This is a genomic window from Vibrio tubiashii ATCC 19109 (assembly GCF_000772105.1).
GTDB classification, from domain to species: domain Bacteria; phylum Pseudomonadota; class Gammaproteobacteria; order Enterobacterales; family Vibrionaceae; genus Vibrio; species Vibrio tubiashii.
This window is the reverse complement of the sequence record NZ_CP009354.1, coordinates 1,929,641-1,943,589: the sequence shown is the minus strand read 5'-3', so window position 1 is coordinate 1,943,589 and position 13,949 is coordinate 1,929,641. Positions and strand designations below refer to the sequence as shown.

General features: G+C 44.7%; 13 protein-coding genes. 6 read left to right on the top strand and 7 right to left on the bottom strand.

The genetic code is table 11. The features are described 5' to 3' along the window. The first annotated feature begins 160 nt into the window (after window positions 1-160). A complete protein-coding gene (locus IX91_RS08780; RefSeq protein ID WP_004749023.1) occupies window positions 161-1,441 on the top strand; it encodes a GGDEF domain-containing protein in 1,281 nt (426 codons plus the stop codon). Here the strand turns inward: IX91_RS08780 and IX91_RS08775 are convergent. The 3 genes from IX91_RS08775 to IX91_RS08765 all read right to left on the bottom strand — a co-directional run bounded on the left by IX91_RS08775 (window position 1,422) and on the right by IX91_RS08765 (window position 4,324). Beyond that, window positions 1,422-2,204: a SanA/YdcF family protein gene (locus IX91_RS08775; protein WP_236642788.1), complete on the bottom strand. Its 783-nt coding sequence runs from the start codon at window positions 2,202-2,204 to the stop codon at window positions 1,422-1,424. The genes IX91_RS08780 and IX91_RS08775 overlap by 20 nt on opposite strands. Then, window positions 2,177-2,497 carry a DUF3392 domain-containing protein gene (locus IX91_RS08770; RefSeq protein WP_038197444.1) on the bottom strand — a complete coding sequence of 107 codons (321 nt, stop codon included), beginning with the start codon at window positions 2,495-2,497 and terminating at the stop codon, window positions 2,177-2,179. Before IX91_RS08770 ends, IX91_RS08775 begins: the two co-directional genes overlap by 28 nt. Window positions 2,498-2,635: 138 nt before the next feature. Next, window positions 2,636-4,324: an NAD-dependent malic enzyme gene (locus tag IX91_RS08765; RefSeq protein ID WP_004749020.1), complete on the bottom strand. Its 1,689-nt coding sequence runs from the start codon at window positions 4,322-4,324 to the stop codon at window positions 2,636-2,638. 156 nt (window positions 4,325-4,480) lie between these two features. Here IX91_RS08765 and IX91_RS08760 point away from each other — a divergent pair, with 156 nt between their 5' ends. The 3 genes from IX91_RS08760 to IX91_RS08750 all read left to right on the top strand — a co-directional run bounded on the left by IX91_RS08760 (window position 4,481) and on the right by IX91_RS08750 (window position 8,366). Further along, a complete protein-coding gene (locus tag IX91_RS08760) occupies window positions 4,481-6,826 on the top strand; it encodes a helicase-related protein (RefSeq protein WP_038197424.1) in 2,346 nt (781 codons plus the stop codon). Between the two features lie 215 nt (window positions 6,827-7,041). Next, window positions 7,042-7,419, top strand: a complete 378-nt coding sequence (locus IX91_RS08755; RefSeq protein WP_004746154.1) for a hypothetical protein — start codon at window positions 7,042-7,044, stop codon at window positions 7,417-7,419. Between the two features lie 293 nt (window positions 7,420-7,712). Then, the gene (locus IX91_RS08750; RefSeq protein WP_004746155.1) at window positions 7,713-8,366 is read left to right on the top strand and encodes an outer membrane beta-barrel protein; all 654 of its coding nucleotides are present in this window, start codon (window positions 7,713-7,715) and stop codon (window positions 8,364-8,366) included. 59 nt (window positions 8,367-8,425) lie between these two features. Here the strand turns inward: IX91_RS08750 and IX91_RS08745 are convergent, their stop codons facing one another. The 3 genes from IX91_RS08745 to IX91_RS08735 all read right to left on the bottom strand — a co-directional run bounded on the left by IX91_RS08745 (window position 8,426) and on the right by IX91_RS08735 (window position 11,832). Further along, on the bottom strand, window positions 8,426-9,616 hold the full coding sequence (locus tag IX91_RS08745) for an amino acid aminotransferase (protein ID WP_004746156.1): 1,191 nt from the start codon (window positions 9,614-9,616) through the stop codon (window positions 8,426-8,428). Between the two features lie 217 nt (window positions 9,617-9,833). Further along, a complete protein-coding gene (locus IX91_RS08740; RefSeq protein ID WP_004746157.1) occupies window positions 9,834-11,324 on the bottom strand; it encodes an HD-GYP domain-containing protein in 1,491 nt (496 codons plus the stop codon). Window positions 11,325-11,532: 208 nt separating this feature from the next. Then, complete coding sequence (locus IX91_RS08735) at window positions 11,533-11,832, bottom strand: hypothetical protein (protein ID WP_004746158.1); 300 nt, start codon at window positions 11,830-11,832, stop codon at window positions 11,533-11,535. Between the two features lie 187 nt (window positions 11,833-12,019). Between IX91_RS08735 and IX91_RS08730 the strand changes: the two genes are divergently transcribed. Together IX91_RS08730 and IX91_RS08725 are read left to right on the top strand one after the other, a co-directional pair. Next, entirely contained in the window at window positions 12,020-13,408 is a 1,389-nt protein-coding gene (locus tag IX91_RS08730; protein WP_038197442.1) for an aminotransferase-like domain-containing protein, read from the top strand. 81 nt (window positions 13,409-13,489) lie between these two features. Beyond that, window positions 13,490-13,699: a hypothetical protein gene (locus tag IX91_RS08725; RefSeq protein WP_004746160.1), complete on the top strand. Its 210-nt coding sequence runs from the start codon at window positions 13,490-13,492 to the stop codon at window positions 13,697-13,699. A 46-nt stretch (window positions 13,700-13,745) separates the two neighbouring features. Here the strand turns inward: IX91_RS08725 and IX91_RS26375 are convergent, their stop codons facing one another. Beyond that, complete coding sequence (locus IX91_RS26375) at window positions 13,746-13,937, bottom strand: hypothetical protein (protein ID WP_138922207.1); 192 nt, start codon at window positions 13,935-13,937, stop codon at window positions 13,746-13,748. Window positions 13,938-13,949: the final 12 nt, after the last annotated feature.

Sequence of the window (13,949 nt, the reverse complement as noted above, 5' to 3'; positions counted from 1 at the left end):
TGAGTCAGATCTAATATTTACCTGCTGTCATATACCCAAAACGCGATAAAATGGAACCAAAGTCGTATTATTAATTGGTATTGTATTCTGTTCGCTGTTTTTCAGCACAATAATTGGTTGGATTCTAGTATTGAAAGTTGTTCATAAGGTCACCTTTTTCATGGTCGTTGTGACCATATTGGTTGTGCAGTTATATTGGATGCACGGAGGTGGTCACGTCTTTAAAATTTTCCCCAGTCAGTTTACCTTTTTGGCCACAGACGACCAAGCTTTAGGGGGCGTCAGTACCGCAAGTTTAGAGCTATCTGAATCTGAAGTGGTATTAAATTGTAAGTTAGATAAATCAGATGCTTATCCTTGGCCTTATTGTGGTGTATCAATACAACTTGGTGACACCATGCAGCAAGGTATCAACTTAAAAAACTACCATACGGTTAGATTGAATATTGACTTTGAGCAACTCGATAGCGCCACTGAACCTACGCTACGCTTTTACCTTCGCAACTTTAATCCAGCGTACTCTTCTGCTGAGGATGAATACACGCAAAAATACAATGGGCTGGCATACTCCCCTGGGGTAGGAAACGGAATCATTGAGATCCCGATTGCTAATTTGCAGGTGTTAACGTGGTGGTTAGCGGATAACCAGATACCAATTGCTCATTCTGCACCGGAGTTCACAAACGTGACTAAGTTGGAGTTAGCGACTGGCTCGGGTCATTTTACTGGTGAGTACAAGATGACTATCAAGAGCATCGAATTCATCGGAAACTATATTGATGGTGAAACACTCATGTTGGCCTTGCTGGTATTTTGGGTTTCGCTAGCGCTTGTATACAGTATTGTGGAGATAAAACGTAGCCACCACCTGATTCTTCAGTCTCATTTTAGACAGGAACACCTTCGCAAACTAAACAAAGAGTTACAAGAGCAGAATATCCACTTTGCAGAATTGGCAAATCGCGACGCACTGACAGGGGCTATGAATCGTCACTCCATTCGGGAGTGGCTAGAGAAGCATTTTGAAGGAAAATTAGGACGCGAGAAGGCATTAGCGGCGCTATATCTTGATATTGACCACTTTAAGGACGTCAATGACAAATATGGACACGCGATGGGTGACGATATTCTGCGTGAGTTCACTATGGTGATATTAAGTATGCTTAGTCCAAGTGAACGCCTCGTCCGTTGGGGGGGAGAAGAGTTCGTGGTTTTTTGCCCTGGATTGAATTTGGAAGAGGCATCTGAGCTCGCGGAACGAATCCGACATCGAATTGAATCTCATATCTGGGTACATGGGGACCCGCTGACAACCAGTATAGGGGTTGCTTCTCGCTCTAGGGAGCGCACTAACGCAATGATCACTCGTGCCGATGAAGCTTTGTATTTGGCGAAGCGACAAGGAAGAAACCAGGTTGTGGTTAGCTCTCAGACTGACTAATTAAAGGTTGTTCGGCTAACTCTGGTTTTGCTTCGGGTTCAGGAAGTTGTTCGATCCGGATGGGCTCCTTGGGGCCCAGAAACTTTGGTTTCGCATTGGTAATATAGATGTCCAAAACCGCTTTTGCGCGTGCAAATACTTCTCTCATTCTGACCTGAAATCCAGAGTGTTTCGAAGGCCCTGCAACCGCAAAACATTTCGCATCAATATTGTGTGAATTGGCGATAAATATGGCTCTCTCGCAATGGAACTTTTGAGAAATGATTAGGAAGTTATTGGTATCAAAAATTTCTTTTGCTCGAACAACGGAGTCCAAAGTTCTAAACCCCGCATAATCTAAAAAAATACTCTCTTCGGGTACCTCTGCCTTAAGCAAGTCACGTTTCATCGTCCAAGGTTCATTGTAAGAGCGATGCGCGTTATCGCCACTCAGAAGAAAGTTGTCCACCTTGCCTTGCTGATACAGTTCTATCGCCGCGTCGATACGATGGGTGTAATACTCATTGAGAATTTTGCCTAAATACTTGCTGGTTCCCAGAACAACCGCAACATCAAAAGACTCGATCTGTTCGGTGTCGGTAAATAGCTGGTCTCTGGCTTGGTAAGAGACCCATCGATCAATTGCGAATAAAGACACGGCAAGGATCGCTAACGCGACAGGCAGCCACGCTAACGCTCTTAGCGCCAGCTTAAGCCAAGTTTGTTGTCTGGTTTCGTGGTGAAATAATCTTCGCACTAAATTTGTCGATTCCGCTGCGCCCATAGACCTATAAAAATAAAGCAAAACAATACGATGGAAAACATGATGCCAGCCTCTAGGCCACGCAGTGTCCGAGATAGGTAAGGTGTTGCTTTGACAATGATTAAGCCGTAACCAAATGCGTTAATCAAGACAAACGCAACAGTTCTGAGGGCAAAGTTGGTGTTTCTTAACAATCTCCTCAGTAATGCGTTAATTTCTCCACCTGCCATGACCAAAATGCATGCGATTAAAGCTGTCGAAATTTCTGTCAGATAGGGGCGTAGGTATCCACCCATAAGGTCTAGGTATTCCATGAAAACTAATGTGATTGTCATCGATTGAGTAACGATATCATGAAGCTGGCGTGTAAGGCAGTGCAGTCTGTCGTCATGAGATCTTTGTGGCAGGAATAAAAAACCCAGCGTGTGCTGGGTTTTGAATAAACAGTGCGTTTAGAAAGCGGTGCGCTTGTAACGGCGATAAACAGGTTGCCAGAATGAAGCATCAATCGCTTCTTCTAGCGCTTCGTCTGTGATCTCAAGTGCGACGCCTTGCTCAATCGCTTTTTTAGCAACCGCAAAAGCAATCTTCTTAGAAACAGAATGAATCGCTTCTAGTGGCGGTAATAGAGCGCCTTGACCATTAATCGCTAATGGCGAACATGTTGCTAGGGCACGGCTAGATTCCATAAGCATCTCGTCAGTCACGCGTTTAGCTTGAACCGCCAATACACCTAAACCGATACCTGGGAAGATGTAACTGTTGTTACATTGTGCGATAGGGTAGGTCTTACCGTCATGTACCACAGGATCAAATGGACTACCTGTAGCAACCAGAGCTTCACCGTTAGTCCAACGAATAATGTCGTTAGGTGTCGCTTCCACACGGCTTGTTGGGTTAGATAGCGGGAATACGATTGGGCGAGCGCAGTGTTTGTGCATCTCTTTGATTACGTCTTCGCTAAACAGACCTGGTGCACCAGATACGCCAACAAGAACCGTTGGTTTAGCATTGCGCATGACATCAAGAAGTGAGTAGCCGTTACCTTCTGCTTCCCAATCTGCCGTGTTTGAATGCTTCTGTACCAAACGTTGTTGGAAGTCGAGCAGGTTAGGCATGCCTTCTTGCAGAAGACCCCAACGGTCAACCATGAAGACTTGCGAACGAGCTTGCGCATCGCTAATGCCTTCCGAAACCATTTGAGCAATGATGGCTTCTGCAATACCACAACCAGCAGAGCCTGCACCTAAGAAGGTGACACGCTGTTCAGAAAGCTTACTTCCTGCAGCCTGACAAGCTGCAAGCAGTGAGCCAACAGTTACAGCCGCAGTGCCTTGAATGTCATCATTGAAGCAGCAGAAGCGATCTTTGTAACGCTCTAGTAGCGGCATCGCGTTTTTCTGTGCGAAGTCTTCGAACTGAATGAGCGCGTCAGGCCAACGGCGTTGAACAGCCTGCATGAATTCTTCTAAGAACGCATCGTACTCTGTGCCGGTAATACGTGGATGGCGCCAGCCCATGTACATTGGGTCAGCAAGACGTTGCGGGTTATTCGTACCCACATCAAGTACGATTGGCAGTGTGTATGCTGGGCTAATACCACCACAAGCGGTGTAAAGCGCCAGTTTACCGATTGGGATACCCATACCACCGATACCTTGGTCGCCTAAACCAAGAATACGTTCACCGTCTGTCACTACGATAACCTTCACGTTGTGACTTGAAGCATTATTCAAAATGTCATCAATGCGATCGCGGTTAGCGTAAGAAACAAAAAGGCCACGGCCACGGCGGTAGATGTTCGAGAAGTTTTCACATGCTGCACCAACGGTCGGTGTATAGATGATTGGCATCATCTCAGAGATGTGGTTCTGAACAAGGCGGTAGAAAAGTGTTTCGTTTGTGTCTTGGATGTTGCGTAGGTAGATGTGCTTATCCATATCGCTTTCGAAGTTACGATATTGTAAGTAAGCGCGTTCCACTTGTTCCTGAATAGTTTCAGTGTTTTCTGGTAGCAGACCTTCAAGGTTGAATGAGCTTCTTTCCTCAGCTGAGAAAGCACTGCCTTTGTTAAGAAGAGGAGTACTGAGAAGCGCAGGGCCTGCATATTGGATATATAGAGGGCGTTTATCGTTATTCATCACATGCCTTAGTAGGGTGTTAGGGTCAACAGACCTTTGGGAACAGGAACATAAAAATGATAGGGATTCGTTGTCGTATTGTAAACTGAATATTCCTGCATTCTGGCAAAGATTGCGTATATAATTTCATGCTTTAGCACTACCCACGCGTAAATCATGACTAGCCTACCCATAGATACCCTGAAAACCGAATTTTTATCCCAGCTTTCCGCTCATCATCTCATCGTAGAAGCAGAGACAGGATCGGGTAAGTCGACGCGTTTACCCATTTGGGCGGCGCAGCAAGGCAGGGTTCTAGTGATTGAGCCACGACGCATCGCTTGTACCTCATTGGCTCAGTTTCTCTCTGAGCAAAGTAATCAACCTCTGGGACAGTCAGTTGGTTATGCGATTAAGCTGGAGAGCCGCTTTGATGAAAACACGCAAGTCGTGTTTGTGACGCCTGGTGTGGCGTTGCGTTGGTTTTCTGAGAACAAGCTTGAGGGCTTTAATACGGTTATCGTCGATGAATTCCATGAGCGACGCTGGGATACCGATTTGTTGGTCGCTTTGCTTAAAGATAGCCAGACACACAGATTAGTCGTCACATCCGCCACCATTGAGGGTGAAAAGCTGGCCAATTACATCGGCGCGAAGCGTATGTATGCCGAGGGGCGTAACTTCGATGTCTCAATAGGGTATCGAGCAGGCGACTCAAGGCAGCTTCCTGATGCAAGAAGCCTTGATGAAAAAGTAAAGCAAGAAGTGTTGGCGCTCAGCGATATTGACGGTGACATTCTAGTGTTTCTGCCGGGTAGAAAAGAGATCAGTCAATGTCAGAGTAAGCTGGCGGGAATTGAAGGCTTAGTTGCCGTTCCACTTCATGCCTCGGTGACCGATGAGCAGCGAGAAGTCGCACTTAATACACAAGCCTATAAAAAAGTCGTCTTGGCGACCAATGTTGCCGAGACGTCACTGACTATCCCCAACATAGTAGCGGTAATTGACTCAGGGTTAGAACGAAGAACAGAACAGCGTAATGGGCGAACAGCTCTAAGTTTAAAGCATATCTCCAAAGCAAGTGCGAAGCAGCGTAGTGGGCGTGCCGGTCGAGTTATGGATGGTATCTGTATTCGTTTATATGGTGAACACGCTGCTTTGACAGAAGTGACACCGCCAGAGATGCATCGAGAGTCGCTAACCGAAGCCATGCTAGCGTCTGCAAGTTGTGGTAAGGCTTTAGCGCAGCTAAATTTCTTGGAGTTACTGCCTGAGCGCTCTCTCAACCAAGCAAATGAAATACTCACTGCGATGGGGGCAATCAATGATGTGGGAACTGCCACCGAACATGGTCAGCGGATTTACCCTTTACCTATTGACGCACTATACGCCGACTTAGTCACTCGAATGCCTTCTAAACCTCTCCAAGAGGCGATGGTTGATCTCACCTCTGTATTGGCTACGCCAGCCAACTTGTATCGCCTGTCTAGCAATGAAGAAGAAAGAGAAAAGTTAGAGAAAGAAGAGCCTTGGGGCTGTGATGGTCAACTTGCTATCGGAATCCTTAGAGGAGAGCAGTTCTCTGGGATCAAGGTAGACGCAGATGTTGCAAAGGAAGCAAGAGCACTCTCAGCTCAAATGAGAGAAGTATTTGAATTACCTCAGCTCAGTGTCGCTTCTCGTTATTCACATCAAGAACTGGTTGAGGCAATTGCTCGCTTGCATCCTGAACTCGTTTTTGTGCGCAGATTGAAGCGAAAAGAAGCAATGGGTAATGGTGAGATGGAAGTTGTTTTGGGTCGAGAGAGCCGTTTCCCATCTAAAAAAGAAGCCGCCCTTGTCCTCGATACTCATAGCTTGCCGGGCAGAGGCGTGAAGCAAACCCTCAATTTAGCCACCTTTACTATGCCCATTGCACTTAACGCGCTCAGTGAGATTGGCCTAGGTGAGTGGCAACAGGGAGAGGTGATAACGGTTGATGCACAACCAATGGTCGAGATGAGATTGAACTATGCGGGAAGGGTCATTGCCACTCGACATGAAATGGCTCAAGGTGAACTTGCCATTCAGCCCATGCTTGAAGCCGTCATTGCTAATCAGTTACTACCCGGGTTTGCAGAAACTCGTCACAAGCAAATTGAGCACTGGAAACTGTATCTCGCGCTAGGACTTGGGAGTTCGGATGCTAACCTTGATGAGCTAAACTTTGAAAGTTGGTTTACAGAGCAGCTTACTTTACTTGAGTTGGATGATATCAGTGAACTTGAGCTGTTTAGCGCCGATGATTTTGTCTTTGAAGGAATACCTTATTGGGAGTACGAGGACTTTGCTAGTGCGTATCCTTTTGAACTCGCATTGGGTGATCTTAATCTCGATGTTGAATACCACGCTAAGAAAAAGCTGGTTTATGTCGTACACAGCGATGGACTGCGTAAAGGGTATCCAAAACGTTGGGAGTTACCGAACTGGAAGGGCTGGAGAATTCAGTACAAAAAAGCGAGCAAGATTGTTGATATAAAATAGTGTTTAGGGAACAAGATATTATTTGGTATCTAAAATATTAAGCAACCGGTTCCTTATATCATTTTATTGTACGCATTTTGTTACCGCATTGGTTTTTATATAGCTTTTTAAAACAGAATTAGGGTATAAAAGACCATTGTTTTATATCCTATTGCTATAACCAGTTTGATCTAGGATATTGAGTACACTGTGTTGCCGATATTACGGGGGATGATATGGAACATCTAGGCAAGACAAGTGTTGTATTCGACTATACTTCTTTTCTCGGTGCTTCTTGTAGTAAGAAATGGACTTTCTTGGAAGCGATGAGCACGTTTGCTCCGATATTCAGCCTTGCTTGGAAGAATACGATAAAAGATACGCTATCGGTTGAAGATCGCTTGTGGGATCAAGCTATGAAATCGCTATCGGCGAATCGTAGTGATGAATCAAATATTGCTACGCTGCTTCAGCTAGCAAAGAGTGAAGGTGTCGAAGAGCTCAAAATCGTTATGCCTTACGAGTTGGATGTAGAGCTACTAGAACGACTGAAAACCAAATCCAAAGCAGACATCAGACCCTTGTCCCAAGACGAGCTAATTATCAGACTGTAGTAAGACTATTTTTCAACAAACCATCACTAGTCTCGATTGCTCATACTTTTCGGAAAAAGATCTCACATGAGATCTTTTTCGCTATCTGAGCATCTGAATTCGTACAAGATCATAATTCTCACAATTTATTCAGTAACTTGACGTTTACTTGTTCTATATTTTCTTATCAATATAAATCACATACCCAGTATCTAACGTGGATTCTGGTTGAAAAATTTGGCCGTTAATCTTACCTCGACATAGGAAAGCTTGCCGCCGTTAATTTGTGCAGTATATGGACTTAAGAGGTCATAATGGAATTGAAGTACCGTTGGATATTAGCCCCTTTACTCTTTGCTAGCTCGGTGCATGCCGCAGAACCCAATAAAATAAACGAACTAAACTATGATTTCCTCTACGCAGATTTAAGTTCTGGGTCGCTGAATGAAAGTTTGGGTAGTGACAACAATGCTACTGCTCTTGCGGTGGGTGGTAACTATGTATGGAGTGATAACATTCTATTTACGCTCGACTACTCTGCAAGGTTTATACATCCGAAAGATGTCACGACAGAGCTCTATACTTTGTTACCAGGCGTTGCTTATCGTTATCCGGTGACGGACAAGCTGGATGTGGTTGCGGGTGCTAAAGTCGGTTATTTGTGGGCAAAACAGACTCTTGATAGTACCGAAGAAAAACTATTTAGTGATAGCAAGCCTTCGATTGGTGCGAGTTTAGAGCTTAAGTATGCGCTGACTGAGAAATGGGAGTTGGCAGGGCGAGGAGAGTTTAACTACACAGACTTGCTAGAAGAAACGCTGTTTAACGTAAGAGCTGACTATCAATTCGCAGAACGATTTACGGTTGGCGCTTTTTATACCCATCGTGACGGGGACTTTGAAACCGCTAGAATTAAGGGTAGCGCCACCACCAATGAAGGTGGGATTTCTCTGAGATATCTTTTCTAAACCAATAAAAGTAAAAAGCCAGCTAAATAGCTGGCTTTTCGGTATTTGAAGGTGAGCTGTTATAGAACCGCTGCAATACCTTTACAAAGTGGAAGCATGTTAGCTTTCGTCATACCCGCTACACTGATACGGCCAGAACCTACGATGTAAATTGCGAATTCCTCTTTAAGGCGAGTAACTTGCTCTTTGGACAGACCAGAGAATGAGAACATGCCGTTTTGACGTTCGATGAAGCTAAAGTCAGCGTCAACGCCTTGCTCTTTAAGTGTTGCCACGAACAGTTCACGCATTTCCTGAATACGATCACGCATCTCTTTCACTTCCGCTTCCCACTCTGCACGTAGATCGGCATTGTTCAGGATGTGAGTTACGACTGCGCTGCCGTGTGCTGGTGGGTTAGAGTAGATTGAGCGGATTATTGCTTTCACTTGTGAGAAGGCTGTCGTTGCCACTTCTTCCGACTCTGCTACTAGTGTGAATGCACCTACGCGCTCATTGTATAGACCGAAGTTCTTTGAGAAAGAGCTCGCAACTAGAATCTCTTTGTTGTATTGAGCAAAGATACGAAGACCCGCTGCGTCTTCTTCGACGCCTTTCGCAAAACCTTGGTAAGCAAAGTCGAAAAGTGGAAGAAGTTTTTTGTCTGCAACAAGCTTAGCCAGTGTTTCCCACTCTTCTGCTGTTGGGTCGATACCCGTTGGGTTATGACAGCAGCCGTGAAGAAGAACGACATCGCCTTCAGATGCTTGCTCTAGATCGGCAACCATAGAAGCGAAATCTTTGTCTTTAGTTTCAGCATTGTAGTAGCTGTACTGCGCAGTCTCGATACCTGCTGCGGCAAACACACCGTTGTGGTTAGCCCAAGTTGGGTTACTGATCCAAATCTTTACTTCACCCAGTTGGCGTTTAATAAACTCGCCAGCAACGCGAAGTGCACCAGTACCACCTGGAGCTTGCGCCGTTTTACCACGCTTGTTAGCAACGATTTCAGCGTCATTGCCAAAAAGAAGTTTTTGAACTGCTAAAGCATACTCAGCAGTACCTTCGATAGTTAGGTAAGACTTGGTCTTTTCTGTTTCAATAAGTGCCGCTTCCGCTTTTTTAACGGTTGCTAGAACAGGGGTTTCACCTTGTTCATTTTTGTAGATACCCACGCCAAGATTAATCTTTTCAGCACGAGCATCTTTCTTAAATTCTTCAGTTAGGCCAAGAATAGGGTCTGCGGGAGCAGCGACTACTTTTTCAAACATAATGGTCATCCATGTTTATCGAAGGGATAGGTATAAGTAACTCGGTTATTTATACCTTTCTACGTAGAGTGAAACAACAGCGAAAGTGAAGAAAATTTAAAAAAGCGTCGTAATTTGGTGTGGATTTTGTTTAAGCCAAGTTTTTTATATGAAAAGTCCCTTTATTTTCGAAGTAAAGGGACTTTAAATGCACGAAAATGAAGAGGTCTAGTACCGCCTATGCGTGCATCAATTGCTCTAGCTCGTTTTCCTTAGCTTCTAGCTCTCGATATTTATGAGCGATGGCGACAAACTCGTCTTCAATAGCGAGGAATGCATCAACGATTTGCGGATCAAAGTGGACTTCGTTGCCTTCGAGAATAATAGACTTTGCTTTCTCATGGCTAAACGCTTTTTTGTATACACGTTCAGAAATGAGTGCATCATAAACATCCGCTAGTGCCATCAATCGCCCTGAAAGCGGTATTTCTTCCCCTTTAAGCCCGTTAGGGTAACCACTGCCGTTCCATTTCTCATGGTGAGTTAAGGAGATCTCTTTAGCGAGCTGTAGGAATGAGTTGCTACCAAGCTGTCCTTCCGCCATTGAGAGGGCTTTGGCTCCGATTTCGGGATGACGCTTCATTATTTCAAACTCTTCATCAGTGAGTTTGCCCGGCTTGAGAAGGATATTGTCAGGGATACCGACTTTACCTACATCATGCAGTGGAGCGGACTTGTAGAGTAGCTCGATATAGTTCTCAGTCAGTAAAGGTTTGTGTTCTTCAAACTGAGAAAGATGTTTTGCCAGCGCTCGGACATACTCTTGAGTACGAAGAATATGGGCACCGGTTTCATTGTCGCGTGATTCAGCAAGTGCTGATAGGCTTACAATGGCGACGTCGCGCGTAGTTTTTACTTCATCTTGCGACGACTCTAAGCTATCAAGCATCTGGTTGGTCAGAGAAGCCATTGAGCCCAACTCATCGTGCTCGAAAATAGGAACACGTTTAGAAATGTTTCCCTTAGCGACCTCTATGAGAGAGCATTCCTGAGCACTCAACACTTTTCGCATTAACTTGCTCCATTGAACCATGATAGCGATGACATAAGCGCCAAGCACAATGGAGATATAAATAAACTCTTTGATGACGCTGACCTTACCAGTGCCATCTAATACTCGCTCGGGATTATGCTCAAGCCAAAAGATGTCTTTAACGGCAACCATAGCGAGCATTGAGGTCAATGTGATTAACAGCAGGCTAATGAGAAAAATCATCTGCTTAACCATGGATTGTCGTTCACCACTGAGTTCAAATTGATAACGCTCCGCACTGTTTAAGCTATCGAAGCATTTGATTTTAGAATCTAATTGCAGCAGTAAGCCGGTAAAGAAACCGAACAAGCTCATTCCAAACAGAACTTTAAGATTGCTGTCGAGAGGAAAGTCGTAATAGACGTTATAGAAGGCAGCGAGTATTAAGCTAGCGAAAAACATCAATGTTGTATCGAGTTGCGCATGTTTTTGTTCTTTAACAAGTGTGTGCTGGTGAAGGACAAAATGACGTAACAGATAAACAGCACCGAATGTGATTGCTACATGTGTAAATAGCTCTTCAGATGTCAGCGTTTCCAACATCGGACAGACGCGCCCGCCATAAAGACCGAAAACCACAGCTGCAAGTGCATACAGCTTTAGGGTCAAAGACGCATTGTAATGTGAGTTAACCATGTCAAAGCCTTTATATCATTATCAATATGACGAAAACTAGCCTGTAGACAAACATGAAAACGGAGTAATAGATTTGTCTATGTAATAGATGACCGAGTATTCTATCGATTTGTTTCGTCTATTGATACATTTTTGCAACTTTAGTACTAGGTTTAGGATGTGAGCGGGTAAGAAGCAAGCGCGCACCCTTCGAGGTACGCACTGAGGTTTACTTTTTAAGGTCCATCTGAGATTCAATGGCGTTTGTTTCGATGTCCGGATTTTTGCCCAGTTTGTCTGCTGCCCACTTGTTTAGGTAGGAGAGAATCGCTTTCGCAGCGTGCTTCTCAGTCGCTTGTTCACCATCTGTCACTTCAATGTCTTGCTTTGGGTGTGAGCCAGTCGCATCTTCCGCAATGTGTAGCCAATCAGGGTGCCAGTAATACGGTTGGCCAGAAGGTGTTGTCCAACTATGTACACCGTTGCTTTCGCCTTTGTACTCGATATGTGACGAATCGTATTTTTTCATTATTATCATCCCTTATTTAAGGTTGTTTGGATCACTATTACCTGATAAATGTAACAGAGTTTTTAATATTTAATGTGATTAAACTCTACAAACAGGGTTCGCTAAAAACAAAGTCTTAGAGTGAGAAGCTTGTAAGCCCATGATTCTTCTGACTATGGTATCTTTGCTGGGCAATGATGAGGGAACTATGAATCGCTACCAGCAATTAGCAGAAAAATTAAAGCAACAGATAATCGATAACACGTGGCGTCCCGGGGAAAAAATCCCGTCCCTTCGTGCAGCAAGCAAAAGCTTTTCGGTCAGTTCAGCGACCGTGTTGCAAGCATATCAGCTGCTTGAATCAGAAGGGTGGATCAAGGCGAAACCGCAGTCTGGCTACTTTGTTACGTCAGCCATCGAAAATGGTCAACGAGAAAGATCTCAGCCGACTGTTCGAAGTGAATACAATGACGAGCTCTACGAGTTTCTAAAAAGTAACAATCAAGCCGCGGTCGCATTTGGCTCCGCATTTCCCACACCTGATTTGTTTCCTCTTCAATCGCTCAACCGCCATTTAGCCAGTGCGGGTAGAAAAGTCCCAGCAGAAAGTGTGATACAAAATTTACCACCTGGTAATGAAGCGTTAAGGAGAATGATTGCTCAGCGCTACATAACTCATGGTGTTGCGGTGTCCCATGAAGATATCGTGTTGACTTCGGGAGCCATGGAGGCGCTGAATCTTAGCTTGCAGGTTGTCTGTGAGCCAGGCGATACGGTTGTGATTGAAACGCCTACCTTCTATGGCGCTTTACAAGCGGTAGAGCGGTTGAAGCTCAACGTGATGCAAGTGCCCGTTAATCCTTCAACTGGGATAGATTTACCACAGCTTGAGCAGGCATTTAGCCAAAATGATGTGAAAGCCTGTTGGCTAATGGCGAATTATCAAAATCCGACTGGTGCCTCATTGAGCGATGCGTCCAAACGATCAGTGGTTGAGTTGGCTAATCAATATAGTGTCTACCTGATTGAAGACGATGTCTATGCAGAATTGCATTTCAAGGAGCGTAAACCGTACCCACTCAAATATTGGGATGACCAAGACCAAGTGTTGCTGTGTGGTTCCCTGTCTAAATCACTTTGTCCCGGCTACCGAATAGGGTGGGTGGTTAATAGAACTTTGAGTGACAGGTTACAGAAGCAACAGCTTACCTCGACGTTATCGGCGAGTTCACCTATTCAACAAGGTGTTGCTCATTACCTTCAATTCGAAAGTTATGACAATCACTTACGAAAACTTCGTAAGCAATTGCATGCGAGGCAGAAAGAATATCTTAGTTGGATAAATAGGTGTTTACCGGGTGTCGTTTCCGTGCAGAAGCCCGAAGGGGGGTATTTTCTCTGGCTTGAGTTTGAGTCGATGATTGACACTTACCTTATCTACCAAGAGCTGAAGAAATCCGACATCTCAATCGCCTATGGCAATCTGTTTGCCGCCAACAATCAATTTCAGAATTGTATGCGTATCAACATCTCCTTCGAACTGACTGATAAGGTTAAGAACGCGCTCATAAAAATAGGGCAGTTAGTTAACTGCTAGGGCGTTTTTCGGCTCAACTGTACCGTTAGGCATGAAGCAAACTGTGGTGAAATAGCCTCATTGCTATTGCGAGGGTTAGTTATGGAAAAACGACGTTATAAACATGAGTACCGTTTGGTGTTTGTTGCGATAATTTGCGCGAGTCTACTGGTGTTTGGTCACCTAATTTTGGCGAAGTCTTTTGCCACTTTAGCGTGGACTGAATACACGGCAGCAGCCATACCATTTGTTATGTTTGCCATCTGTTTATATGGAATTCGATACGCAGCCAAAACCGATAGCATTGAGTGAGTTGTGAAAGGGCTAACCCAAAAATGGTTAGCCCTCTTTTTGGCCGTTAGTTTCTGACATTGTCCGGATGGCTAACAGAAGGATCTGAGTCGCTAGGATAGATTCCCATTAGGTCCTCGGCATTTTGTAGCCAGTCAGGGTGCCAATAATAAGGTTGGCTTCCAGAGGGATGATCCCAATCCATTGAATGTTCGTGTCTTCCGTTATAAGACAAGTCATCGAGTCTGAATACTCTCATAACAATCTTCCT

Coding starts and splice junctions, on each gene's coding strand:
- IX91_RS08780 (WP_004749023.1), top strand. CDS start 161: ATGGTCGTTGTGACCATATTGGTTGTGCAGTTATATTGGATGCACGGA.
- IX91_RS08775 (WP_236642788.1), bottom strand. CDS start 2,204: ATGGGCGCAGCGGAATCGACAAATTTAGTGCGAAGATTATTTCACCAC.
- IX91_RS08770 (WP_038197444.1), bottom strand. CDS start 2,497: ATGGAATACCTAGACCTTATGGGTGGATACCTACGCCCCTATCTGACA.
- IX91_RS08765 (WP_004749020.1), bottom strand. CDS start 4,324: ATGAATAACGATAAACGCCCTCTATATATCCAATATGCAGGCCCTGCG.
- IX91_RS08760 (WP_038197424.1), top strand. CDS start 4,481: ATGACTAGCCTACCCATAGATACCCTGAAAACCGAATTTTTATCCCAG.
- IX91_RS08755 (WP_004746154.1), top strand. CDS start 7,042: ATGGAACATCTAGGCAAGACAAGTGTTGTATTCGACTATACTTCTTTT.
- IX91_RS08750 (WP_004746155.1), top strand. CDS start 7,713: ATGGAATTGAAGTACCGTTGGATATTAGCCCCTTTACTCTTTGCTAGC.
- IX91_RS08745 (WP_004746156.1), bottom strand. CDS start 9,616: ATGTTTGAAAAAGTAGTCGCTGCTCCCGCAGACCCTATTCTTGGCCTA.
- IX91_RS08740 (WP_004746157.1), bottom strand. CDS start 11,324: ATGGTTAACTCACATTACAATGCGTCTTTGACCCTAAAGCTGTATGCA.
- IX91_RS08735 (WP_004746158.1), bottom strand. CDS start 11,832: ATGAAAAAATACGATTCGTCACATATCGAGTACAAAGGCGAAAGCAAC.
- IX91_RS08730 (WP_038197442.1), top strand. CDS start 12,020: ATGAATCGCTACCAGCAATTAGCAGAAAAATTAAAGCAACAGATAATC.
- IX91_RS08725 (WP_004746160.1), top strand. CDS start 13,490: ATGGAAAAACGACGTTATAAACATGAGTACCGTTTGGTGTTTGTTGCG.
- IX91_RS26375 (WP_138922207.1), bottom strand. CDS start 13,937: ATGAGAGTATTCAGACTCGATGACTTGTCTTATAACGGAAGACACGAA.